The sequence below is a fragment of the Acidobacteriota bacterium genome, assembly GCA_016196035.1.
Taxonomy (GTDB): domain Bacteria; phylum Acidobacteriota; class Blastocatellia; order RBC074; family RBC074; genus JACPYM01.
This window is the reverse complement of record JACPYM010000123.1, coordinates 67,633-91,213: the sequence shown is the minus strand read 5'-3', so window position 1 is coordinate 91,213 and position 23,581 is coordinate 67,633. Positions and strand designations below refer to the sequence as shown.

At 57.9% G+C, this 23,581-nt stretch carries 19 protein-coding genes; 14 read left to right on the top strand and 5 right to left on the bottom strand.

The genetic code is table 11. From position 1 onward, the window contains the following. Window positions 1-6: 6 nt before the first annotated feature. Complete coding sequence (locus HY011_34360; GenBank protein MBI3428036.1) at window positions 7-1,299, top strand: MFS transporter; 1,293 nt, start codon at window positions 7-9, stop codon at window positions 1,297-1,299. Between the two features lie 11 nt (window positions 1,300-1,310). Here HY011_34360 and HY011_34355 read toward each other — a convergent pair whose 3' ends face one another. Together HY011_34355 and HY011_34350 are read right to left on the bottom strand one after the other, a co-directional pair. Next, window positions 1,311-3,251: a S9 family peptidase gene (locus tag HY011_34355; protein ID MBI3428035.1), complete on the bottom strand. Its 1,941-nt coding sequence runs from the start codon at window positions 3,249-3,251 to the stop codon at window positions 1,311-1,313. Window positions 3,252-3,287: 36 nt separating this feature from the next. Further along, entirely contained in the window at window positions 3,288-4,742 is a 1,455-nt protein-coding gene (locus tag HY011_34350) for an amidase (GenBank protein MBI3428034.1), read from the bottom strand. A gap of 454 nt (window positions 4,743-5,196) precedes the next feature. Between HY011_34350 and HY011_34345 the strand changes: the two genes are divergently transcribed. Both HY011_34345 and pdxH read left to right on the top strand, forming a co-directional pair. Then, window positions 5,197-5,616 carry an RNA-binding protein gene (locus HY011_34345; protein ID MBI3428033.1) on the top strand — a complete coding sequence of 140 codons (420 nt, stop codon included), beginning with the start codon at window positions 5,197-5,199 and terminating at the stop codon, window positions 5,614-5,616. Between the two features lie 127 nt (window positions 5,617-5,743). Then, window positions 5,744-6,385 carry a pyridoxamine 5'-phosphate oxidase gene (gene pdxH, locus HY011_34340; GenBank protein MBI3428032.1) on the top strand — a complete coding sequence of 214 codons (642 nt, stop codon included), beginning with the start codon at window positions 5,744-5,746 and terminating at the stop codon, window positions 6,383-6,385. 255 nt (window positions 6,386-6,640) lie between these two features. Here pdxH and HY011_34335 read toward each other — a convergent pair whose 3' ends face one another. Beyond that, entirely contained in the window at window positions 6,641-7,312 is a 672-nt protein-coding gene (locus tag HY011_34335; protein ID MBI3428031.1) for a Uma2 family endonuclease, read from the bottom strand. Window positions 7,313-7,498: 186 nt separating this feature from the next. On the opposite strand from HY011_34335, the gene HY011_34330 reads away from it, so the two are divergent. The 7 genes from HY011_34330 (at window position 7,499) to HY011_34300 (ending at window position 15,773) form a co-directional block, all read left to right on the top strand. Beyond that, window positions 7,499-9,745, top strand: coding sequence for a response regulator (locus HY011_34330; protein ID MBI3428030.1), 2,247 nt, complete (start codon window positions 7,499-7,501; stop codon window positions 9,743-9,745). A 28-nt stretch (window positions 9,746-9,773) separates the two neighbouring features. Next, window positions 9,774-10,163: a four helix bundle protein gene (locus HY011_34325; protein ID MBI3428029.1), complete on the top strand. Its 390-nt coding sequence runs from the start codon at window positions 9,774-9,776 to the stop codon at window positions 10,161-10,163. Window positions 10,164-10,192: 29 nt separating this feature from the next. Then, the gene (locus tag HY011_34320) at window positions 10,193-11,344 is read left to right on the top strand and encodes a hypothetical protein (GenBank protein ID MBI3428028.1); all 1,152 of its coding nucleotides are present in this window, start codon (window positions 10,193-10,195) and stop codon (window positions 11,342-11,344) included. Between the two features lie 41 nt (window positions 11,345-11,385). Continuing rightward, window positions 11,386-12,669: an MFS transporter gene (locus tag HY011_34315; GenBank protein MBI3428027.1), complete on the top strand. Its 1,284-nt coding sequence runs from the start codon at window positions 11,386-11,388 to the stop codon at window positions 12,667-12,669. Between the two features lie 117 nt (window positions 12,670-12,786). Continuing rightward, window positions 12,787-13,641 (top strand): GNAT family N-acetyltransferase, encoded by an 855-nt coding sequence (locus HY011_34310; protein ID MBI3428026.1) that lies wholly within the window; start codon window positions 12,787-12,789, stop codon window positions 13,639-13,641. A 69-nt stretch (window positions 13,642-13,710) separates the two neighbouring features. Next, window positions 13,711-14,727, top strand: coding sequence for an NAD(P)-dependent oxidoreductase (locus HY011_34305; GenBank protein MBI3428025.1), 1,017 nt, complete (start codon window positions 13,711-13,713; stop codon window positions 14,725-14,727). Then, window positions 14,727-15,773 carry a dihydrodipicolinate synthase family protein gene (locus HY011_34300; protein MBI3428024.1) on the top strand — a complete coding sequence of 349 codons (1,047 nt, stop codon included), beginning with the start codon at window positions 14,727-14,729 and terminating at the stop codon, window positions 15,771-15,773. The genes HY011_34305 and HY011_34300 overlap by 1 nt, the downstream gene beginning before the upstream one ends. A 102-nt stretch (window positions 15,774-15,875) precedes the next feature. On the opposite strand, the gene HY011_34295 is transcribed toward HY011_34300, so the two are convergent. Together HY011_34295 and HY011_34290 are read right to left on the bottom strand one after the other, a co-directional pair. After that, on the bottom strand, window positions 15,876-16,457 hold the full coding sequence (locus HY011_34295) for a hypothetical protein (protein ID MBI3428023.1): 582 nt from the start codon (window positions 16,455-16,457) through the stop codon (window positions 15,876-15,878). Between the two features lie 387 nt (window positions 16,458-16,844). Continuing rightward, window positions 16,845-17,399: a BON domain-containing protein gene (locus HY011_34290; GenBank protein ID MBI3428022.1), complete on the bottom strand. Its 555-nt coding sequence runs from the start codon at window positions 17,397-17,399 to the stop codon at window positions 16,845-16,847. Between the two features lie 546 nt (window positions 17,400-17,945). Between HY011_34290 and HY011_34285 the strand changes: the two genes are divergently transcribed. The 4 genes from HY011_34285 to HY011_34270 all read left to right on the top strand — a co-directional run bounded on the left by HY011_34285 (window position 17,946) and on the right by HY011_34270 (window position 23,578). Then, the gene (locus HY011_34285) at window positions 17,946-19,076 is read left to right on the top strand and encodes a tyrosine-type recombinase/integrase (protein ID MBI3428021.1); all 1,131 of its coding nucleotides are present in this window, start codon (window positions 17,946-17,948) and stop codon (window positions 19,074-19,076) included. A gap of 30 nt (window positions 19,077-19,106) precedes the next feature. Continuing rightward, window positions 19,107-20,015, top strand: a complete 909-nt coding sequence (locus tag HY011_34280; protein MBI3428020.1) for a hypothetical protein — start codon at window positions 19,107-19,109, stop codon at window positions 20,013-20,015. 211 nt (window positions 20,016-20,226) lie between these two features. Next, the gene (locus tag HY011_34275) at window positions 20,227-20,472 is read left to right on the top strand and encodes a hypothetical protein (GenBank protein MBI3428019.1); all 246 of its coding nucleotides are present in this window, start codon (window positions 20,227-20,229) and stop codon (window positions 20,470-20,472) included. Between the two features lie 286 nt (window positions 20,473-20,758). After that, on the top strand, window positions 20,759-23,578 hold the full coding sequence (locus HY011_34270) for a bifunctional DNA primase/polymerase (protein ID MBI3428018.1): 2,820 nt from the start codon (window positions 20,759-20,761) through the stop codon (window positions 23,576-23,578). Window positions 23,579-23,581: the final 3 nt, after the last annotated feature.

Sequence of the window (23,581 nt, the reverse complement as noted above, 5' to 3'; positions counted from 1 at the left end):
CATCCAATGCCCACTTCACCCAAACCGCCCATCAAACATTTGCGCTGGTACATCGCCATCATGCTCTGTCTGGCGTCGGAGTTGAATTATCTCGACCGGCAGACGCTGGCGGTGTTGATCGGTACGATCAAGGAAGAACTCCACCTCAGTTCGGCCAATTACGGGGACATCAATGCGTGGTTTTTGTTGAGTTACGGCGTGATGTATCTGGTCAGCGGGCGTGTCATTGACACTATTGGTACGCGACGCGGCTTCATGTTTTTTGTTTCGGGCTGGTCGCTAGCGAATGTCTTGCATGTGTTGGCGCGCACGGTCGGGCAGTTTTCATTCTTTCGCGGGTTGCTGGGCGTCTTCGAACCGGGCAGCTTCCCCGGTGGCGTGCGTGCCGTCGCTGAATGGTTCCCAATCAAAGAACGCGCAATGGCTGTGGGCATTTTCAACGCGGGCACAGCGCTGGGTTCGATGGTGGCCGCGCCGATTGTTTCGTTTATCGCGCTGCAATTCGGCTGGCGTGCGGCGTTTGTGTTCACGGGTTCATTGGGCTTCGTGTGGGTCGCGGCGTGGACGGTGATTTACTTTCTACCCAAAGATCATCCGCGTTTGAGCGCAGAGGAGCGCGAGTTGATTCAGGCCGACCAGCAGGCCGAAGGCGAGCACAATGCGCCCGCGTCGTTGTGGGTGTTGCTGCGGATGAAAGAAACGTGGGGCTGCGTGCTGGCGCGCGTGCTGACCGATCCGATCAGTTACTTCTTGAATTTCTGGATTCCGCTCTACTTTCAAAAAGAGCGCGGCTTTGATTTGAAGCAGATCGGCCTGTTCGTCTGGATTCCGTTCGCCGCGTTGGCGCTGGGCAATCTGTTTAGCGGGGCAATGCCGCGCTGGTTGATTGCGCGGGGCTGGGAACTGAATCGCGCGCGCAAGACCACCATGCTCTTTGTGTCATTGGCGATGCCGGTGTTGTGTTTGCTGGTGACGCGGGTGGCGAGTCCGGCGTTGGCGTTGGCGGTCGTGACGGGGATGATGTTTGGTCACGCGGCTTGGGGAAACATCACGTTGCCCGCCGAGATCTTTCCGCGTCACGCCATCGGGACAGTGACGGGCTTGGGCGGCGCATTGGGCGCGTTGATGGGCGCATTGACGCAAAAGTACATCGGGCGCGTAGTGGATACGCTATCATTCGCGCCGATCTTTGCGGCGTGCGCGGGAATGTATTTGCTAGCGCTGTTGTTGGTGCATTTGTTAATTGGCCGGTTGGGGACGATTCGGCAAGTGCCAGCAAGCGTTGCAACGCGCGGGTGAGCAAACGATTGCTACATATTCTCAATCGGTACTGGCTCGATCTGATCCGCCAGCGCAAAGCCGAACACGCGCGCATAAAAATACAACTCGCCCTCCAACGCCCGTTTGATATTCGCCGCCTGCCGGAAGCCGTGCTGCTCGCCTTCAAACGCCACATACGCCACGGGCAGTCCTTTGCGCCGCAATGCCTCGACCATCTTTTCAGCCTGATTGGGCGGGACGATCTTGTCTTCCAAGCCTTGAAAGAAAATGACGGGCACGTTGAGTTTGTCTACGTGATGAATCGGCGAGCGTGCGATGTAAAGTTCACGGCTCGTGCCGACCAGCCCTTGCGTGTAGCGTGATTCGAATTTGTGCGTGTCTTCGTCGAGCGCGATCAGATCGCTGACGCCGTAATGGCTCGCACCTGCTTTGAAGGCGTCGCGGAAGGTCAGCGCGCAGAGCGTCGTGTAACCGCCCGCGCTGCCGCCCGTGATCGCCAGACGCTCGCCATCCACTAATCCTTGTTCGGCCAGATAGCGCGCGCCGTTCACACAATCATCCACATCCACGACGCCCCAATTGCCGTTCAGGCGTTCGCGGTAAGCGCGTCCGAAGCCGGTGCTGCCGCCATAATTCACGTCGAGCACAGCGATGCCGCGACTCGTCCAGAATTGCGTTTCGAGATCGAGCGTCGGCGAAGCCATCGCGGTCGGCCCGCCGTGGCTCATCACCAACAGCGGCGGATGTTCGCCAGCGGGCGCGGCGCAATCTTTGTTTTTTGGCGGATAAAAGAAGGCGTGCGCGGTCAGGCCATTCGTGGTGGGGAATTCGATGGCTTGCGGCGCGGAGATGTAACCAGGATCGAGCGCCAGCTTGTTCGCCTGTTGCAAGGTCGTGAACTGCCGCGTCGCCAGATCGAAGCTGACGATGGCGGTGCTCTCGGTTGGCGAACCGGCGAGAAAGACAGCACGTTGCGCATTGGCGCGCACGTTGTCAATGCGCGAGTACGGCGTGGCGATGTTTTCAAGCTGCTGGGTGTTTGTGTCCAGCAAGGCTAAATGCGCGAAGCCGTCTTTCATGTACGAGCAAACGATTTGCTCCGCCGAGGCAAAAGCATAGGTGGACATGCCGAAGACCCAATGCGGCAAACCGAATTCGGCTTCCATTGGGCAAAGAGCTTCGGCTTGGCCGTTGCGCCAGCGATACAGATTCCACCAGCCGGTGCGGTCAGACACAAAATAGAGCGTGCCATCGGGCGACCATTGCGGCTGAAAGATGGCCTCATTCACGCCGCCCGCAATCACACGCTGATTGCTGAGCGCGCCGTCGGCGTTGACGTCAGCCAGCCACAGTTCCGTGCCATCCCACGGCATGTGCGGATGATTCCAGGTTAGCCAAACCAATTGATCGCCCGCCGGACTTAGACGCGGCGACGAAAAGAAATCATGTTCGGCGGCGAGTGTGATGATCTTGCTGGGCGGCGTCAGGCTGGAAATCGGATGATCGAGTGAGAAGGCAATGATCGAATTGATCGGCTCACTGCCGGCGGTGCGATGGTCTTCGCAAATACAGATCAAATGATTGCGGCGACGATCAATGACGGCATCGGCAAAGCGCAACGCGGTCTTTTGCGTGAAAGGCACGGGCGGCGAGGTTGGCTGACGCTGGCCGTAAAGTCGCTGGTCGGTGAAGCTGGAAAAGTAAACCGTGCCCTCGCTGACAACATAAGAACCGCCGCCGTATTCGTGCACGCGCGTGCGCACATTGTATTCGGGCGGCGTGAAATCAGCACAGCGGCCATCCGGCGTGCGGCGCACGATGACGTAGCGGCCTTTTTCCGCCGGGCGCATCTCGACCCAGTAAACATCGGCGCCATCGAGCGCGATAGCGCTAAGGCCGATGCTTTCTGAAACGATCAAGTCCGCCGTGACAGAGGATTTCCAAGAACCGAAGGAGGAGGTCGTAGCCATAGCTTTTACGGGGAATAGAAACCAGTTTTCTAGTGCTCAGGCAGAAACGGGCGGATGCTTATCCGCCCACGGTCGCGCTGCTTCCAATTGCGCGGCCAAGCGGAAGAGCGTCGCTTCGTCGCCGTAACGTCCGGCGAATTGCACGCCTAACGGCAAGCCTGCGGCGTCCCCGTCCGAGGGCCAATAAAGCGGCACCGACATCGCCGGTTGCCCGGTCATGTTTTGCAGGGCGGTGAAGGGCGTGAATAAACCCGACCGTTTCATCCCGGCCATTGCGTCCTCTGCTGTTGGCGCGAGCGTGCCCAACGGCAACGGCGGTTCGGCCAGCACGGGTGTCAGGAAAACATCATACGATGCCATAAACTGCGCCACGCGCCGGGCGAAGATTTGCAGCGTTTGCACGGCCAGCAGATATTCGGGTGCCGTGCGCTTGCGCCCGAGTTCGATTATCACGCGCGTCAGCGGTTCGATGTCTTCCGCCGTTGGTTTGCCGCCCACGGCGAAGGAATAGCTGTCAATTGTCCACGCGCAACCCGCCGCCCAAACCGTGAAGAAAGCTTTCGACAACATCTCGCCATGCAACTGCGGCGCGGCTTCGGTGACTTCGTGGCCCAGATCAGTGCAGAGTTTGGCGGCGTCCTGCACGGCGGCGACGCAAGCGGGATGCACGGGCGCGCCGGTGTAGGCTTGCGTGCTGAAGGCAATGCGCAACTGGCCGGGCGGCGCACCGGCTTCGTGCAGGAACGGACGCGCGGGCACGGGCGCAATGTAAGGATCGCCGGGATCATAGCCAGCGGTGGCGTCGAGCAAGGCGGCGCTGTCGCGCACCGAACGCGTGACCGCGTGTTCGACCACCAGCCCGCCGAATATGTCGCCGAAATGCGGCCCCAACGGATTGCGCCCGCGCGTCGGTTTCAAGCCGAACAGGCCACAACAAGCCGCCGGAATGCGAATTGAACCCCCGCCGTCATTGGCATGCGCAAACGCAGTCATGCCCGCCGCGACTGCCGCCGCTGAACCGCCGCTCGAACCGCCGGGCGTGCGCGTCACATCCCAGGGATTGCGCGTCGCGCCAAAGGCTTCCGGCTCGGTCGTCGGCAACAAACCGAATTCGGGCGTATTGGTTTTGCCGACGACAAGCAGGCCAGCGCGTTTGTAGCGTTTGACGAGTTCGCTGTCGCCGTTCGGTTTGAAGTTGCGCAACCAGCGTGAACCAGCGCTCATGGGCACGCCTTCGTAGGCGGCCTGCAAATCTTTCAGCAAAAACGGCACGCCGGTAAAAGGGCCTTGCGGCATCACCGACGGGGGTTGTTGCGCCGCCGCGCGCGCCAAATCAAACATCGGCGTGATGACGGCGTTGAGTTGTGGGTTGATCTGTTCGATGCGGCGGATGGCGGCATCCACCAATTCCAGCGGTGTGACTTCGCCGCGTCGCACGAGTGCGGCTTGCGCGGTGGCATCGAGCCAGGTGAGTTCGTTGAAGGGCGCCATGTTGAGTAGCTCCTGAAGGATTTGTGTGCAGCGGCATTATGCACAGGGGCCGCCGGAATGGTAAGGCAATGTGAAAAATGTCCCGCCAATACAGCGAAAAGTTGGCGTTACCGAAAAAAAACCGGGACATAAATTGGAAATTGCTGTGCTATAGTGCGCGCCGATGGAAGGTCACCTCTTGATTGGAAACGGCGCTCACTTCGCTGGCTCGAACCTGCGTGATTCCCGTCCCCTAGATCCGGAGCGCGAAATTCTCCTTCCAGCAATCCCTACTCTGTGAGCATCAACGGTGATGCGCTGTTAGTCAGTAGTTCCGGCTTGCGCGATCAGTTGTTCGAGAGCAGGTTAATGTTAGACCACGGAAGCAGCTCTGTTACTTGCTATTGCTTGATTGCGCCGGTCGGAAACCGTTCCCGACACAGCTTGCCTGCTTCTTTTGCTTTTTGGAGATTCTATGTCCGTTAGATTGTATGTCGGCAACCTGTCTTTCAACGTTTCAGAAGGCGAGCTTGAAGACTTGTTCTCGCAAGCTGGTACCGTTACTTCGGCCAACATCGTGACTGATCGCGACACGGGCCGTTCCCGCGGCTTCGGTTTCGTCGAGATGGACTCGAAAGAGGCCGCCGAGGCCGCGATTGACCAGTTCAATGGCCGCGAAGTCGGTGGCCGCGCCTTGACCGTCAACGAAGCCCGCCCGCGTGAAAGCCGCGGTGGCGGCGGCTTCGGCGGCGGGGGGGGCGGCGGTCGTGGCGGCTTTGGCGGCGGCGGCGGCGGTCGTGGTGGCGGCGGCGGTCGTGGCGGCGGCGGCGGTCGTGGCGGCGGCTTCGGCGGCGGTGGCGGCCGTGGCGGCGATCGCGGCGGCAATCGCTACTAACTCAATTTCACTCCCCAGTGAGCCAAACAAACGGGCTGAGAAGACGCTGAGTTTTCTCGGCCCGTTTGTTTTTCAGCCCATTGTTTTTTAGTTAGTGGGCAGGCTTATAATTTGCGCCATGGAAAATATCACCCAAGCCTTGTTGGCACGCCGCCGCGATTATGTTTCGCAACCGTTGACGGAAGATTCAGTCGCCGCTGATCCACTCGAACAATTCAACCACTGGTTTCACGACGCCTTAACAGCGGAACAACCGGATGTCGAAGCGATGACCTTGGCGACGGCGGCCAATGACGGACGCGTCTCAGGCCGGATTGTGCTATTGAAAGGATGCGATGCGCGCGGTTTTGTCTTCTTTACCAATTACGAAAGCCGCAAAGGGCAAGAGTTGGCGCAACAGCCGTTTGCTTCGTTGACGTTTTATTGGCACACGCTCAACCGGCAGGTACGCATTGAAGGCAAAGTCGAACAGGTCGCGCGCCTAGAGTCCGAAAATTACTTTCAAACGCGCCCGCGCGGCAGTCAGATCGGCGCTTGGGCTTCGCCGCAAAGCAGGGAATTGGAAAACCGCGCCTCATTGGAACAGCGCGTGGCCGAGTTCACCGAGCGGTTTGAAACCGCGCCGATGCAGTGCCCGCCTTTCTGGGGCGGCTATTTGCTGCGCCCCGATTACCTCGAATTTTGGCAGGGCCGCGAGAGTCGCTTGCACGACCGCATTGTTTATTCATTGCAAGGCAGGGAGTGGCGCAGGCTGCGGCTCGCGCCCTAAAACAATAACAAGTTCAGCCGCAAAAAAGCGCAAGAGACGCAAAAGGTGATTGAAATCCGGTAGTGGGGCAATGGGGAGAGAGCCACGCCGCAGATCAACGCCGACCGACGCAGAGCAATTCAATTGGCTAACAGGACTGATCCGCGTTTTCCAGCGTTCACCCGCGGCAAGACCGCTCCTCTTTGAGCCACTACCAGCGAAACATAGTTGAAAGCTTCTCGCAGGGTTAGCTGTCTCAATTGCGGTTGTGCTGCCTCAATCAATAATCCCCGCCAGCTTCAGCATAAAGCCCGGCAATAACGGTTCGCCCGAAACCTCGCTGGGGTTGTCGAGTATCTCGACGGGCGCGCCGGGGCGATAAACATGGACTTTCTTTTTAAGCGGATCAAGCAGCCAGCCGAGTTGCGCGCCGTTCTCAAGGTATTCCTCCATTTTCGCACGCAGCGTTTTCAAGCGGTCGCTGCGCGAGCGCAACTCGACGACGAAGTCCGGGCAGATGGGCGAAAAGGTTTCCTGCTCTTCCAGCGTCAACGCCTCCCAGCGCTCCAACCGAATCCACGAGGCATCGGGCGAACGTTCCGCGCCGTTGGGCAGCTTGAACCCAGCCGTGGCGTCAAAGGCGATTCCGGTGGCATCCAGGTCGGCCCAGTTAAACAACCGTGCCGTAAGTCTACCGTTGCGGTTTGACCCCACGGGGCCAACGGGCATCATCACAATCATTTCCCCCTCCTTATTCATTTCGAGTCTGAGATCGGGATTTTCTGCGGCAAAGGCCGCGAAGTCGGCGGGTGTAAAGCGGCCCTCAGCGAGCCGCAGCAGCAGATAGTCAAAACCTTTTGGCAGATAGAATGGTGTTGGCTGAAGCTGTGCTTCGGCACGTTCCAATAGGATGGGCACGGCGAGTGCGGAACCTGATTGTGTACTCATAATTTCCTCCTTACTTGCCCGTCATTTTCTACGCCGCGCCGCAGTTAGGCAATGCAAGCCGGGGTTGTGTCAAGCGTAGCCGTCAGCCAAAGTCACGATGCTGACCATACCCGCCGCGCGGTATCTCTGCTATACTCCCCGCCGTTTTACACCCCCAATGCATCCCGTTGAGGAGACACACCGCCGATGGATACGCGTGGCGAGTTGCACCTGCTGACCGACAATGATGTCAAAATCTTTCCGCTCGAAACGCCGCGCTTCACCGTGGGGCGCGGGACGGAAAATTCGCTCTGCCTGCCGCACGGCGTCGTGTCGCGCGCCCACGCCGAAATCATCCGGCTGGGCGATGATTTCCTGTTGCGCGATCTGGGTTCGACCAACGGCAGTTATGTCAACAACGTGCGCGTCGCCGAACAGATGCTCAACGACGGCGACCATCTGCGCTTCGGCCACGGCGGGCCGGAAGTCAATTTCAAAATTCTCAGCGCCGTCGCCAGCGATGCGCCGACTGACGGTGCTCCCAAACATCCGCGCAGCACGACGCAAAGCCTGATTCAATCGCTGTCAGGCCGCATGCTCGATGCGATGCCGGCTGACCCGCGCGAAGAGGCCAACTTGCGCTGTGTGCTGGCCGAGCAGCATCTCAACCAGGGCCAGGCAGCGCGCGCGATGGAATTGCTCAACAAATACACCGATCCGGCGACGCTCAGCGCCTTGTCGTTGCCGTTTCGCGCTTCAGTGCTGTTGACGCTCGGGCGCACCTATTGCGAGGGCAAGCAAACCGACATGGCATTGGAGGCCTTGCAACAGAGCCTGAATTGCTATGCCCAGTCCGCCGATGAAGCCGGCAGCGCCGACGCGCACGCCGCGTGGGCGCGCGCCCTGATCGGCAGCGGCGAACTGTTTGAGGCGCGCCAGCATTTGCAACGGTCTTTGCTGGCTACGCGGCGCGCGGGCAATACGCGCTTGCTGGCCGAATTGCATTACATGCTGGGCCGGGTGGATTGGAAGGAAGGCGATTTTGAAGGCGCGCGCTATCACTGGTTGCGCGCTTCGCGGCTGGCTGAAACGACGACCGATCAGGTCTTACGCGCGCGCGTCAAAGTGCAGGAAGCCTTCGTGCTCTATGCCGAAGCCAAGTTGAAAGACGCCGTGCCTGTCTATCAAGAAGCTATCCAGCAGATTCAAGCCATCGGTAACACGCGCTTGCTGCTCAAGGCGCAAAGCGGGCTTTCGCGCGTGCTGACGCGGCTGGGTTCGTGGGGCGCGGCGTTGCGCTTGTTTGAAGAGCGCTTGCAATTGGCCCAGCAGCACAAGCTGGTCAAGGCCGAAGCCGTCGCGCTGACTGATCTGGCGGAATTGAAACTGTATCAGGGCGATTTGATGACGGCCTGGAATGCGATTCAGGCCGCCGTCCAGCGCCACGGGCAGTCAGTGTATGCGCGCACGCAGCGCATCCTGGGCCGCGTGCTGATGTCGCGCGGGCAACGCGCCGAAGCGATTGAAGCGTTGGAGAAAGGCGTGCAAGTCGCCCGCGAAAAGGGGGCCTTTGAAGAGCAGATTCTGCTCGAACTGGAACTGGCGCTGGTGCATTTGGAAAAGGGCGATCTCGCCAAAGCGCAAACTCGGCTCGAAGCCGCCGAAGCCATCACCGCGCTCGATCCTGAACTGGGTCTGGCGGGCCGTGTGCTTTATGTGCGCGGCAGCGTGCACGCCGCGCAACAGCAGGTGGCCGAAGCCAATCGCAGCTTTGCGCAGAGCCTTTCGATCTTTCAAAGCATCGGCGATCAATTCCGCACCGCCTTGTGCGAAGCGGCGCTCGGCGATTTGCGCACGCACGTCGGACGCCTGGAATCAGCGCGCGCGCATTTGGAACAGGCGCAAAGCATCTTCGCCAAACTCGGCGCGACTGGCGAAATGCGCCGCATTGAAGTCCGCCTGGCTGCCGGGGCGCTCGCCAGCGTGCAAGGTGCCATGACTGCGGCAGGGCCGGGCATTTCCAAAACGGCCTATCTGACCATGTCGCGCCCGCTGGCGAAAATGGGCGCAACGACGATGCTGGCCGCGCCGCAGATCGTGTTGCTGGCGATCGGCAACGGTGAACTCGCCAGTTTGCTGGCGCGCGGGTTGGAAGCCGAAAACTACGTCGTCGAACAAACGCAGGATGGCAAGACTGCATACGAACAGGTGCTCAACAAAGAGCGCGACTTCGGCATGCTGGTGCTGGATGCCTTGCTGGCGCACAAATCCGGCTTCGATGTTTGCCGCGATCTGCGTAAAGCGAAACTCGAAACGCCTGTCATCCTGCTCGGCGGCCGCCAGGGCATCGAAGACAAAATCGAAGCGCTGCAAGCCGGTGCTGATGATTTCCTGAGCAAACGGAATCTGGTCTTCGAGGAATTGCTGGCAAAGATGGAAGCGTTGTTAAGGTAGTCAGTAGTCAGTAGTCAGTAGGTCTATGATGAATGACCAAGTAGCAGCCAAGACGAACAAGTCGAGAAGCTTTCAAGACCTTGACGTTTGGAAGAAGGCTCACGCTTGGGTGCTTGGGATTTATCGTATGACTGAAACATTTCCGAAGCACGAGCTTTTTGGTTTAACCTCGCAATTGCGGCGGGCAGCAGTGTCGGTACCAGCCAATATCGCCGAAGGGTTTAGGAAGAAAGGCCCGGCTGACAAAGCCAGGTTTTATAACATTGCCCAAGGTTCGCTCGAAGAATGCCGTTATTACCTTATTTTGGCTAAAGATTTAGGTTACGCCGATACGCGACAACTGGCCGCAGACCTAGACGAAATCGGACGCCTGCTTGATGCATACATGCGCTCAATGCTGGCGGCGAATCAATGCTGACTACTGACTACTGACTACTTCAAAAAGCTATGAAAATAATCATCATCGGAGCAGGCCGCGTTGGATTGGGTGCGCTGGGCATTGCGCTGGCGTTGCAGGGGCACGAGCTTGTCTTTGCGGCGCGGCGTGATGAACTGGTCAATTCGCTCGCGCGGCTGGGCTTCGATGTGCTGACCAAAGGCGCGATTGAGACGCGCTTGGAAGTGCGTGGCGTGCGCGCGGTCAAAACGCCGAGTCAGGAATTCGTGCAGGAAGTTGGCAGCGCCGATCAGATTTACACCTCAGTCCGCCCGGACAACTTGCCGTGGGTCGCGCCGCAATTGGCCGAAGCTTTGCTCTATCGCATCAAGTCGGGCGTCAAACAGCCGTTGGATGTGTTCTGTTGCGAGAATTTGAAAAACGCCGGTTCGCAACTCGAACGGCTGATCTTCACCAACCTGCCGTTCCAGTACGCCCAGGATGTGCAGGATCGTGTCGGCTTCAACGCGGCGATTTCCGACCGCATCGTTTCTTCGCAGGAAGCCGATGAACACGGGCGGCAGGTCATCACGGCGGATGTGTCAGGCGATGTGCTGTTCGACACCTTGCAACTCAAACAGCATTTCGACGTGCTGCCGCCCTTCAAAGGGCTGGATAACTTTCCCGCTTCCATTGAAGAGAAACTCTATATCCTGAATTGCGGCCACGCCGTGTGCGCCTATCTCGGCCATCTGAAAGGCTATACCTACATTCATGAAGCGATGGCGGATGAGGCGATCAATCGCGCGGTGGTCGGCGCGATGCTCGAATCGCAACGCGCGCTGCATATGAAACACGGGCGCTCGCTGCATTACGCCGGGATGATCAACGAGATTCTGGCCAGCTTCTGCAACGCCGCCTTGATGGACACCATCGCCCGCGTGGGCCGCGATCCGGTGCGCAAATTACAAGCCGATGACCGGCTGATCGGCCCGGTCAAACTGGCCTATCGTTACGGCATCGAATCAACCCACCTGATCAAAGGGTGCGCCGCGGCGTTTGCGTTCAATCCAGCCAATGATCCGCAAGCCAGCGAATTGCAGAAACTCGTGCACGAAAAAGGCATCGAGCAAGCGCTGGATTTCATCTCGCAACTGCGCCCGTGGAATCCCCTGGCGCAGTTGATTCGCAAGGAATACAAGCAACAGACACAACCGGCTTAAGGCTGGTTTACACTCTCCGCCGCATCACCGTAACAACTTCAATGAAAGCTACACCGCTCAAACACCTGCGCTGGTATATCGGCGGCTTGCTCTTTCTTTCGACGGTCATCAATTACATTGACCGCCAGACGCTGAGCGTGCTCGCGCCGTACATCAAGACCGAATACCACTGGACGAACACCGATTACGCGCAGTTGCTGATCGCCTTTCGCATCGCGTATGCGCTGGGCCAGACGGCGTCGGGCCGCTGGCTGGATCGCATCGGCACGCGGCGCGGGTTGAGCTTGGCGGTGACGTTTTATTCGATTGCAGCATTGTTGACTTCGCTGGCGACAGGCTTGCGCAGCTTTCAGTTGTTCCGCTTCCTGCTGGGCGCGGGCGAATCGGCCAACTGGCCCGGCGCGACCAAGGCCGTTAGCGAATGGTTCCCCAAACGCGAAAGCGGCTGGGCCGTGGCGTTGTTCGACAGCGGCTCTTCGATTGGCGGCGCGCTCGCGCCGTTCATCGTGTTGCGGGCCTATCGCATCTTTGGCAGTTGGCGGCCCGCCTTCATCGTGACCGGCGTGCTCGGCTTTTTGTGGCTGCTGCTGTTCCGCGCCTTTTATCAGCGGCCCGAAGACCATCCGCGTTTGTCGGCGAAAGAGCGCGCCGACATTTTGAAAAATCGCGCCGACACCGGCCAGACTACAGAAGGGCAGCGGCTCAGCTACAACACATTACTTCGCTTGCCGCAAACCTGGGGCATCATCATCGGCAAGACGCTGACCGATCCGGTCTGGTTTTTCATCACCGATTGGTTTGCGATCTATCTGGTCAGCAAAGGCTACAAACTGGAAGAAAGCCTGCTCGCGTTTTGGGTGCCGTTTCTGGCCGCCGACATTGGCAACTTTGCGGGTGGCGGCTTGTCGAGTTGGCTGATCAACCGTGGCTGGTCAGTCGGCACGGCGCGCAAATTTGTCGTCGTGATCAGCGGCCTGGGCATGACCTTGCTGATACCGACTGTTTATACGACTTCGTATTTCTGGCTGGTCGCCTGCTTTGCGATTTCGACGCTGGCGTATGCGGCGCTCTCGACGATGGTGCTGAATCTGCCTGCGGACATCTATCCGACTGGCTCGGTCGCTTCAGTCAGCGGCCTGAGCGGCACGGGTGCGGGACTGGGCACGATCACCGCGATTTACCTGACTGGCGTGGTTTCGGATCGTTATTCGTTTGAACCGATTTTGATCGCGGCGAGTTTGATTCCGCTGCTGGCCGTCGTCGCTGTCTTGATGCTGGTGCGCAACAATCGCGCGACCGAGGCGGGCATAGTCAATCCGATTTAAATGAATATGCGAATAGATTTCGCCGCAGATAGACGCGGACTAGCGCAGATAGAAAGCAGCGTGATCCGTGTCCATCAGCGGTTATCTGCGGCGGGATTTTACTGGTAGCTGTGAGCAATGATTCGATACCGCGCCATGAATTCCGCCGACATTGAAGCCGGGCTGCAACTCTGCCGCGCCAGCCGCTGGAATCAGGTGCGCCGCGATTGGGAATTGTTTTTGCGCCTCAGCCCGCAAGGTTGCCGCGTCGCCGTGCGGGACGAACGCGTCATCGGCACCGTGACGACCGTGCGCTATCCACAACGATTCAGTTGGATCGGGATGGTGCTGGTTGATCCGGCGGAGCGTGGGCAGGGCATCGGCACGCAGCTCTTGCGCGAGGCCTTTGCCGTCTTGCACGCTGAACCGTGCCTGCGCCTAGACGCCACGCCCGCCGGGTATCCCGTTTATCGCAAACTCAATTTCGTGGAAGAGTATCGTTTGAGTCGGCTGGAAGCCGCGCAATTCAAACCCGAAGTTGGAAAGAACCCAGCACAACCACTGCGGGCCGCTGATTTCGCTGAGGTCTGCGCGCTGGATGAACCTGCCTTTGGCGCGCCGCGGCGCGTGTTGCTGGAATGGTTGTGGGCAGGCGCGCCGGAACTGGCCTGGATTGTGCGGCGTGGCGCGGCGCTGGCCGGGTTCGTTTGCGGGCGGCACGGTTTCAATTTCACGCACCTTGGCCCGCTGGTTGCGGTGGATGAGGAAACCGCGCGCCAATTGGTCGCGGCTTGTTTGCATCGCCACATGGGCGCGCCGGTCATTTTGGATGTGCCGCAGCAGCAAATAAATTGGCTGCAATGGCTGAGCGCGGCAGGTTTTCGTGAACAACGGCCGCTCATTCGCATGTGGTTTCGGCAGCAGCCGGGCCGCGCGTCCGGTTATGGTGCGCTGGAAAATCAATTCGCGATTCTGGGGCCGGAGTTCGGCTGAAACGAGAGCTGTCTGCCGACTCCTTGCAAGCTCTGCAACAAAAGCTCTACAACGAAAGCTATGCAACTCATCGAAACCGAAGCCCAACTCGAAGACGCGCTTTCCGCGCCCACGCCAAACGAAATCGCGGTGCTGGGCCGTTTGTCGGGAGACATCATTTTGCTGGGCGCGGGCGGCAAGATCGGGCCATCGCTGGCGCGCCGCGTCAAGCGCGCGGTCGAGGCCGCCGGTTTATACAAACGTGTGATTGCTGTTTCGCGGTTCAATGATGCCGCCGTGCGTGCCGAACTCGAGCGTGTGGGTATCGAAACGCTTGTCTGCGATCTGTTGCGGCGTGATGAGGTTGATCAATTGCCCGAAGCCGAAAACGTCTTCTATCTGGCGGGCCGCAAATTCGGCTCGACCGAACGCAGCGATTTGACCTGGGCCAGCAATACGCTGGCGCCCGCCTTGGTTGCCCAGCGCCATCGCCACGCGCGCATCGTGGTCTATTCGACCGGCAATGTGTATCCCCTGGTCAACATCAAACGAGGCGGAGCGGTGGAAACGGATGCTCCCGCGCCGGTTGGCGAATATGCGCAATCGTGTCTGGGCCGCGAACGCCTGTTTGAATTTTTTGCGCGCGAAGATGGCACGCGCTGTTTGCTGCTGCGCCTGAATTACGCCTTGGATTTGCGTTATGGGGTGTTGGTGGACATCGCGCGCAAGGTACACACAGGTCAGCCGATTGATTTGACGATGGGCAATTTCAACGTGATCTGGCAAGGCGACGCGAATGCGTATGCAGTACGTGCGTTGGAACTGTGCGAAGCGCCGCCGCGCATTCTGAACGTGACCGGGCCGGAAACCGTGTCGGTGCGGCACACGGCTGAATTCTTTGCGACTCGCTTCAACCGCCCGGCTATCTTTGCAGGCGCGGAAGGCGAAGTGGCGCTGCTGAACAATGCGACCTTCTGCCATCGTCTGTTCGGCTATCCTGAAGTCACCTTGGGCGAATTGCTGGAACTGGTGGCGCACTGGGTTGAGCGCGGTGGCGTCAGTCTGAACAAGCCGACGAAATTTGAAGTCACAGATGGAAGTTTCTGATGATGATGGATTCCGCCTTGCGCACACGCCTGCTCGACGGCGCAGTCATCCCCGCGCATCCGCTGGCGCTGACTGCTGAACGCAAACTTGATGAACGCCGCCAGCGGGCATTGACGCGCTATTACTGCGCGGCGGGCGCGGGCGGTCTTGCCGTCGGCGTGCACACTACTCAATTCGCCATTCGCGATCCACGCGTCGCCCTGTTTGAACCCGTGCTGCAACTGGCGCTCGAAACCATGCGCGAGCACGAACAACGCAGAGGCCAGGCGTTGATCAAAGTTGCGGGTGTTTGCGGCCCAACGCCGCAAGCCTGTGCCGAGGCCGGTTTCGCGCGCGGCTTGGGTTATGACCTCGGCTTGCTGAGCCTGGCTGCATTACCTCTCGCGACAACCGCAGAATTGATCGCCCATTGCCGCGCCGTCGCCGAGATCATTCCGCTCTTCGGGTTTTACCTGCAACCGGCGGTGGGCGGACGCCTGCTCGATTACCATTTCTGGCGCGCCATCCTCGAAATCGAAAACGTCGTCGCCATCAAAGTCGCGCCCTTCAACCGCTATCAAACGCTGGATGTCGTGCGCGCGCTGGCCGAGAGCGGGCGGCACACCGAAGTCGCGCTTTACACCGGCAACGACGACAACATCGTCGCTGACCTGCTGACCGAATTCCGCGTCGCCGGGCAACGGTTACATTTTGCGGGCGGCCTGCTCGGCCACTGGGCCGTCTGGACGCGCCGTGCCGTTGAATTGCTGGCCGAAATCAAAGCCGCGCGCATCAACGGACAAGTGTTTGAACTGCTGGCCCGTGCAGCGGAAATCACCGATGCGAATGCGGTACTTTTCGACGCCGCGCACAACTTCGCGGGCTGCATCGCCGGTTTGCACGAAGTCTTGCGGCGGCAAGGATTGCTTGTCGGGCGCTGGTGCTTGGATCCGCGCGAAGACCTTTCGCCCGGGCAGATGGAAGAGATTGACCGACTGTATGCGCAATATCCGCAGTTGAATGATGATGCGTTTGTGGCCGAGCATTTGGAAAGCTGGCTGGCGTAGCTGCCTGATGGCGCAGCAACCAAGATTTCTGCTGACGCAAAAAAAGCCATCCGTTTTACCGGATGGCTTTTTTTATGTTGAGCGGCTTAGCTGCGCCGAATCTTACCAGCGGTTGCGGCCACCACTGTATTGCCGATAGCTTTCAAAGAAACCCCGGCGAAAGCCTTCCCGATACGCCTGACTGCCATTCTGGAAGTGGCTGGAATTGTTCGGGTCAGCGCGCCGCTGGCTTTGGGCATCTTCGCGGCCGCGTTGCAGCCCGTCGCGATAGCCTTTTTGCTCTTCGTTGCGATAGCCGGAGTTGCCGTTATTCCCGTAATAGCCATCATTCCGGTAATAGCCGTCATTGCCGTAATAGCCATCGTTCCGGTAGCCGCGATTGTCATAACGGCCGTTGTTTTCATAGCGGTCATTCACGCCATCACGATTGCGGTCAACATTTCTGTTGCGTTCGTAACGGTCATCCACGCCGTCCCGGTTGCGATCCACGCGGACATCACGCCGTTGATGCCAACGATCATTTTGATCATCGTCGTTCCTGCGGTTTTGATCGCGACGTTCGTCTTGCTCGTGACGCCGGTCTTGGGCCTGCACGCTGGACAGGTTAGACAGGCCAGGTGCAATGATGAGGCCCAGACCAAACGCCGTGGTAAACGCGAAGCTTTTTAGATTTTGGATGTTCATTTTCTTTCTACCCGTCAGTATATCAGCCTGCGTCATTGCAACTGATAACCTGTTCCCTTTCGGGTGGTCAGTAGTGCATTTGGCGGGCCACACCTTGGTTAAAACGCTAAGTGCTGCGCTCATTCAGCATGCACATTTACCGGCGCGAGAGCGGGGCGAAACCAGAGCAATTCTCATACGGAAACGTTTAGCCGTAACACCATACCAGTGACAAGAACTCTTCGCGCTCTAGCGAGGGCAAAATAATATGCTGCCATGAATAAAGGCCGCTAACATTAGCGGCCTTCAACACAGGCTCCCAGGTTATTTTTGGGTTTGCGGGCCTACCAGCGACCAAACGTTCGCCAGTTGTAGTCGTTAAGGCAGGATCTTACCTTGCTGAATCAATTATTTCTTTTCGATCACCAATTCGTTCTTCACACGCTTAACGTCTTCAGTCTCTTTAGCCAGCATTTCAGCCAACGCCTTTTCCTTGGCGTTGTCCACATGACCGCGCAGCGTGACCGCGCCGTTGACCGTATCAACATTGGTTCCAATGATGCCCGCCGCGATGAACTTGGCCTTGATCTTCGCCGTGGTTCCCGCGTCTCCGACCATTTGTTCGGCCTCACTGACTGCTTCGCCAGCCTTTTCACCGGCGTTGCTGGCACCCAGGGAATTCGGATTGACGGTGACCTGATTATCAACTCTTTGCACGCCTTCAGTATTTTTGGCGATCTCTCCCGCCGCCGCTTTTTCGGCCTGGGTGGGCACCGTTCCCGTCAGCGTCACCACTCCGTTTACGGTTTCAACACTGATCTTGACCGCACTGGTGCGCGTGTCAGCGAAAAGCTTGGTTTTTACTTTGGTGGTGATCCCGGAATCGTCCGCCGGTTGTGGCGCATTACAGCCAACAAACACCAAAGCCATAATCGTCAGCAATATTGTCGGTATCACTTTCATACTTAGTTCTCCTCTTGTAATGAGCTTGGTTGGTTAACCGCCAAGCTGCACCCAAATAAGCAAGTTTGACGCCAACCATGAAAGCAAGAACCAGCGGCGGCGGGCTTCGTCCTTTTTATTGAGTTACTTACGGAGAAGCAGCAAGCGGTTCGCGACCGTGGCCGAGTAAGTACGTTAGGCAAACAAAAGAATTTTGTGTACCGGCACATTACGTGGTGAGTATTGACGGCGTGCAAGTTGGGTGAAAATTGAAAGGATACTGTCGTTGCAGGCAAATGCGTTATGGAGGTGTCTCCGCACAAAACAAAACGGGCATCAACAAAGATGCCCGTTTTGAAGGGATGCGCTTGGCTGGACTCGAACCAGCGGCCTACTGCTTAGGAGTCTTGGCAACCGTACTATCTGCCCCCTTCTCAGTCTCTCGCCTTTCTGCTAAAATCCTGGAAATAAAGGGCTTATTGCTGTCTTGTGCTATCGCTTACGCTCTCTTGCTCTCAAAGCAATGTGGCGTCGAATGTGGCACTTGCACAGCGGAGGATTTTGGCAATGGCTAGAGAACGTTCCGGCAGTATAAAGTTCAATAAAGATCAAAATGATTTCGTGGTAAGGGTAACCTACCACGATGAGCAAGGGAAGCGACATGACCTCAGGCGGCGAGCAGCTTCCAAAACCGATGCGAGCAGGGAACTCAAGCGGCTTTTACGAACCCTTGATGATCATGGTGGCCGCAGCGTTGATGGAGCACGTCTGACCTTCAACGAACTCGCCAAGAAATACACTGACAAAAAATTGATCCCGCCCGTTTATAAAGGTGAGACGCGCATCGCCGGATTGCGTTCATGGCAATGTCAGCTTGGTTATCTCAAAAACCTCTCTGCCTTTTTCGGCAAACAACGCATTCAATCCATAACCCATTCCGACCTGGAAAAATACCGCGCTGCGCGGCTTCAGACAAACACAATCAGAGGAAAAGAGCGCACCATCACCGGCGTCAACCGGGAACTGTCATTGATGCGAGCGATGATGAATTTCGCGCGGCGCAACGGGTGGATTACGCGTAACCCATTTGAACAAGGCGAGTCACTTATCAGCCACGCTGACGAAAACCGCCGCGACCGCATCCTGACAGAAGACGAGGAAGCGCGGCTTTTGTCGGTGTGTGATGGCCGTCGTGCTCATCTTCGTCCGCTGATCATCGCAGCGATTGACACAGCGATGCGTCACGGTGAATTGCTCCAGCTTAAATGGTCTGATGTTAATTTTGAGGCCAACGTGATCCGCGTGCGGAAGACCACGACGAAGACTTGGGAGTCTCGTACCATTGGCTTGACTACGCGTTTGAGTACTGAACTGCAACGTCTTTGGGAGCGGGGAACTGGTAACCGGGATGAGTTGGTGTTTGGCTTGACCAACAACGTCAAGCATTCTTTCACAACGGCGCGCAACTTAGCTCAGCTTGATGATCTGCATTTCCACGACCTGCGGCACGTTGGCACCACGCGCATGATTCGTGCCGGAATGCCGCCAATGGAAGTGATGAAGATCACAGGGCACAAGCAGATTTCAACTTTCTTGCGGTACATGAATGTAGACCAGCAGACAGCGCGGCGTGCGGCCCAAGCACTGGATAATCTGTATATGCCAGAGGTGCCCACGTTGAATGAGTATGTAAATTGATCGAGTTCGGCTTGCCCACTGCGCGGCCTCATGAACCGCGTAGGCTGCAATTTCTCTGGTGCAGCAGGGCAAGCCGGAAAACAACCAGAGAGGCTTACAGAGAGGCCCAATATGCGCAGGAAAAGCAAGTCAGAAGGTATGTCCTTCGACTCTGGTGAACTGACCCAACTGATCCAGGATTTGGTTGATTGTTTTGGTTTGAAAATTGAGCCAGGTGGTATTCGGGCAAGACAGAATTTTCGCAACTTAACGGCAGCTTTCGCTACCTACCCAGGAGTCGTTTTAGGTTATTTACCGAAAACAGCACTTCCAGCATTGCTCCAAATCATAGATGACATGAGCGAGTTGATGGCGATGGCAGGAGGTGGCGATGCGCGTGCAAAGTTAAAGTTACAAGCAATTCAGCGAATCTTGGAAAGCGATGAGTTGGAGGTCGAGACAACCACACTGAAAAAGCTGGCCAAGCTAAAACTCGAAGGCAAACAGATTCAGAAGCGAGCACACGCCTTTTTTATCTACTTCGTGATTGAGCAACTTGAAAGTGTTGTTCGGCCCAAAGCCAAAAAAAGATATGGACAGCATCTTGTGGAGGTGGCTCCAGGTCAGAAGGCATTTGCCTTCTTCGGGATCGAACACAATGAGTCGGTTGTGCTCAGGGATGACAACAGTTTTGATAATGCCGCGCTCGCCAAATTTGCAGAGGCCAATATGCTTAAAGGAAAAATGAACACGCTCCAGAGAATGGCAGAGCGAATTTACGCAAAACAAGCACAGCAGAAGAGTATCAAGCCAATTCCGGTGGCTACGCTTGAGCCCTTAGTACGTGAATTTCTAAAGGTGAGACATGTGAGTGAGGCTGGGATTTTTTTCAGCTATCTATTGAGGGAAGGGCTGTTTCCACTTGATCCGCTCATTACCATTGAGTCTGAGCCAACCTAGGGTGAAATCAAAAACGAAAACAACCCAGGTTAAAAATATCTCGCGTTTCGGGAGTAGTTCAGACCAAAAATTATTGATAGCCTGAGTCAGCAAGAGAGAGGCCCGCCGCAACGATTGGAGCCGACGCGACGGGCTGGGTTAATCACTAACTCTGCCAATTGGCAGGAAAGGGATCGTATAAATTATGACTGCGCTTTCTACGCAACACAAATTGCGCACGCGCAATATTACTCGCGTGCGCAAACCGCAAATCAACACCGACAAACAACCGCTCAACCCAGACACCTACTACACGATCCGCGAGCTGACTGATCGCACCTCGCCTCACTACACAGTGAGTCCGGCGACAATTTTTCGGGCACTGAAATCTGGTGCGTTAGTCGCCAACTACGTGGGGCGCAAGGTGCTCCTGAAGGGCGCGGCAGTCAAAAATTGGATTGAGGGAGGTGGCCAGTGAACTCCAAAAACAACGCGACCCGCGAGCGCTTGCAACACTCACGGGCCGATTCCGAATCTATCGAATTTTTGAACGCGCCAATAGTATCACGGTCTCAGTCGTTACCAACTACCCAACGCAATTTTTTCTGTGCTCACCACTCTACCGCGCGTGCGGTCATACTGCTGGCCGTGCGCAATCTGGCCAGCAGCGGCGACGATTTTCGCCCGCTCTGCACTCACTGTTTTGAGCGCATTCGAAATGTGTTTTGTGTGTTGCGCGCAGAGGCGGGCGAGAGGAGGGCAGCATGAGCCTCTCACTTTTTGAAGGAGTCCGGCGTTTGCGCGACGCCGGACTCTCACTCATTCCTATAAAGACAGACGGTTCGAAAGCGCCTGCGCTCCCTACTTGGAAACAGTTCGAGCGACGCCAGGCCAACGATGCTGAGCTGCGCAAAGCCTTTGGCAACGGCCAGCGTCCGGGCATTGCGATCATCGGTGGCGCAGTCAGCGGGGGCCTGGAAATCCTGGACCACGATGCGCCAGAACTTGTCCCCGAATGGCGCGAATTGGTTGATGCTGCTGCGCCCGGCTTGCTCGGCCGGTTACCACAGGTCGAGACGCCAGCAGGCGGGTTGCACGTCTTCTATCGTTGCGAGACGATTGGAGCCAATCAGAAACTTGCGACTCATGAAGTTGAAATCGCGTCGGATGTCAAAGGCAGCATCAAGCGCAACTTTAAGCACTGGAAAATCGAAACCCTGATCGAGACGCGCGGCGAGGGCGGTTATGTGGTGACGGCGGGCAGTCCTGTGGCCTGCCATTCATCTGGTAAGCCCTACAAGTTAATCAACGGCGATTTGAAAGCGATCCCGATGATTACGCCGCAGGAACGCGACATCCTGTTGAGTTGTGCCCGCTCATTCAATCAATACGTCAAACCGTCGCAGCACGTCGCGCCTGAACTCCAGCCGAAGGCGAAAGGATTGAAACCCGGCGAGGACTTCAATCAACGTGGTGATGTGCGCGCCTTGCTTGAAAAGCATGGTTGGCGGCAACGCGGCAAGAGCAGCGCGGGCGAACGCTGGCAGCGGCCAGGCGGCGCCAGACCAAGCGCCACACTATTTAATGATGGCCACCTCTACCTGTTCAGCACCAATGCCGCGCCGTTTGAGTTTGACCGCGCCTATTCGCCTTTCGCAGTCTGCGCGCTGCTTGAATACGGTGGCGATTTCCAGGCGGCAGCGAAGGCGCTGGCGGCGGAGGGCTACGGCGAGCCAGCCAAACTGAAGAGCCAGCCGAAAGCAAAACAGCAGGCGATCATCAGTTCCGAACCCACCACTGAAGCAGAAGCCGTTGCTGACGATGCGGGCGATTGTCCATACAAAGCCAATGGGCGTGGGTTGATCTGGCTCAAGCCGGTCTTCGACAGAGACAGCCGTAACGACAACAAAACGGAAGTGCTGCTCACGAATTTCAATGCCACGATTACGGCGGACATCGAGCGCGACGATGGCACGGAGAGCAACCGCGTTTACGAAATCACTGCCAATCTGGCGGGAGACGGCCAGCCGCGCAAAGGCATGGTCAACGCAGAGGAATTCGATTCGCTGCGCTGGCTCAACACGATTCTGGGAGCGCGGGCCGTGGTCTATCCGGCGAAGGGCGAGCATACGCGCGTGGCGATTCGGTTGCTGTCGGCTGGCATTCAGGCACGGCGTGTGATTGCGCACACGGGTTGGCGCGACGACGGCGAGGGTTGGCGCTATTACCACGCGGGCGGTGCCATCAGCTCCGAAGGGTTGATCGAAGCTGAAGTTGAGTTGTCGCCACAATTCGCACTTTGCCGCTTGCCCCCGCCGCCAACAGGCGCGCGGTTGCGTGAGGTTGTGCGCGCGGTGGCGTTCGATTTGCCGCAAGTCGCGCCGGAAGTTGTGACGTTATCGCTGTTGGGCGGAGCGTTCGCGGCGGTGCTCACAGACCCGGATTTCTCGCTGTTCCTGGTCGGCTACACGGGTAGTGGCAAAAGCGAACTGGCGGCGTTGGTGCAAGCGTTTTTTGGCAGCGGCTTCAACGCCAAGACGCTGCCTGCCGCGTGGTCTTCTTCGGCCAATGCGCTGGAAGCTATTGCCCACACCGCGAAGGATTGCGTGTTGGTGATTGACGACTTTTGCCCGCTCGGTTCGGCGCAAGAGCAAGCCCGGTTGCACGTCGCGGCTGACCGCGTTTTTCGCGCGCAGGGCAACCATTCGGGTCGGGCGCGTTGCCGGACGGATGGTAGCGTGCGGCCGCCCAAACCGCCGCGCGGCCTAGCAGTCGGCACGGGCGAGGATTTGCCGCGCGGCCAATCGTTGCGGGCGCGGCTGGCAATCCTGCAAGTCGAGAAAGATGCGGTGAGGTGGGAACAGTTGACCAAATGCCAACACCAGGCCCGCGCGGGACTGTACGCCGAAGCCATGAGCGCCTTCTTGCGGTGGCTGGCGACGGATGCACGCATCGGCAAGCTGCGTGCAGGGGCTTCGGGCCACATCGGCCAACTGCGCGAAGAATGGTTGAGCAGCGGCGTGAACGCGCACAAACGCTCAGCTACGACGCTGGCCTATCTGCAAAGGGCCTGGAATGTGTGGCTTGAATTCGTGGCGGAATGCGGCGCGCTGGACGGCGAAGAGATTACCGGTTTGCGCGAGGCCGTGATGACCGCGCTGGATACGCTGGGCCGTGCGCAAGAGGGCTTTTGCGCGAGTGAGAATCCGGCCACGCGCTTTGTCGAGTTGTTGCAAGCGGCGCTTGCCAGCGGACGCGCGCATCTGACGGCGCTGGACGGTGGGCAACCGGAAGATCGGGAAGCCTGGGGCTGGCGTAGCGGCGAAGCGCAAGGCGACCGGATCGGTTGGTTGGAGGGTGACAATCTTTACCTCCAACCCGATGCTGCGTTCAGACTGGCGCAGGCGATGGGCGGCAATGGTGAGGGGCTGACGATCACAGCGCAGACGCTGTGGAAGCGTTTGAAGGAAGCCGGATTGCTGGCTTCGGTGGATGAAAAACGCGACACGCTGAAGGTGCGCCGGGTGATCGGCGACCGGTCTCAGTCGGTCATTCACCTGAGCGCGAAAAAATGGGGAGGGTAGGTC

Excerpts from the sequence above, each read along its gene's own strand:
- HY011_34355 (MBI3428035.1), bottom strand. The coding sequence starts at position 3,251 with ATGGCTACGACCTCCTCCTTCGGTTCTTGGAAATCCTCTGTCACGGCG.
- HY011_34310 (MBI3428026.1), top strand. The coding sequence starts at position 12,787 with ATGATTCGATACCGCGCCATGAATTCCGCCGACATTGAAGCCGGGCTG.
- HY011_34290 (MBI3428022.1), bottom strand. The coding sequence starts at position 17,399 with ATGAAAGTGATACCGACAATATTGCTGACGATTATGGCTTTGGTGTTT.
- HY011_34335 (MBI3428031.1), bottom strand. The coding sequence starts at position 7,312 with ATGAGTACACAATCAGGTTCCGCACTCGCCGTGCCCATCCTATTGGAA.
- HY011_34315 (MBI3428027.1), top strand. The coding sequence starts at position 11,386 with ATGAAAGCTACACCGCTCAAACACCTGCGCTGGTATATCGGCGGCTTG.
- HY011_34345 (MBI3428033.1), top strand. The coding sequence starts at position 5,197 with ATGTCCGTTAGATTGTATGTCGGCAACCTGTCTTTCAACGTTTCAGAA.
- HY011_34350 (MBI3428034.1), bottom strand. The coding sequence starts at position 4,742 with ATGGCGCCCTTCAACGAACTCACCTGGCTCGATGCCACCGCGCAAGCC.
- HY011_34300 (MBI3428024.1), top strand. The coding sequence starts at position 14,727 with ATGATGATGGATTCCGCCTTGCGCACACGCCTGCTCGACGGCGCAGTC.
- HY011_34330 (MBI3428030.1), top strand. The coding sequence starts at position 7,499 with ATGGATACGCGTGGCGAGTTGCACCTGCTGACCGACAATGATGTCAAA.
- HY011_34280 (MBI3428020.1), top strand. The coding sequence starts at position 19,107 with ATGAACCGCGTAGGCTGCAATTTCTCTGGTGCAGCAGGGCAAGCCGGA.
- HY011_34270 (MBI3428018.1), top strand. The coding sequence starts at position 20,759 with ATGAGCCTCTCACTTTTTGAAGGAGTCCGGCGTTTGCGCGACGCCGGA.
- HY011_34360 (MBI3428036.1), top strand. The coding sequence starts at position 7 with ATGCCCACTTCACCCAAACCGCCCATCAAACATTTGCGCTGGTACATC.
- HY011_34285 (MBI3428021.1), top strand. The coding sequence starts at position 17,946 with ATGGCTAGAGAACGTTCCGGCAGTATAAAGTTCAATAAAGATCAAAAT.
- HY011_34295 (MBI3428023.1), bottom strand. The coding sequence starts at position 16,457 with ATGAACATCCAAAATCTAAAAAGCTTCGCGTTTACCACGGCGTTTGGT.
- HY011_34325 (MBI3428029.1), top strand. The coding sequence starts at position 9,774 with ATGAATGACCAAGTAGCAGCCAAGACGAACAAGTCGAGAAGCTTTCAA.
- HY011_34320 (MBI3428028.1), top strand. The coding sequence starts at position 10,193 with ATGAAAATAATCATCATCGGAGCAGGCCGCGTTGGATTGGGTGCGCTG.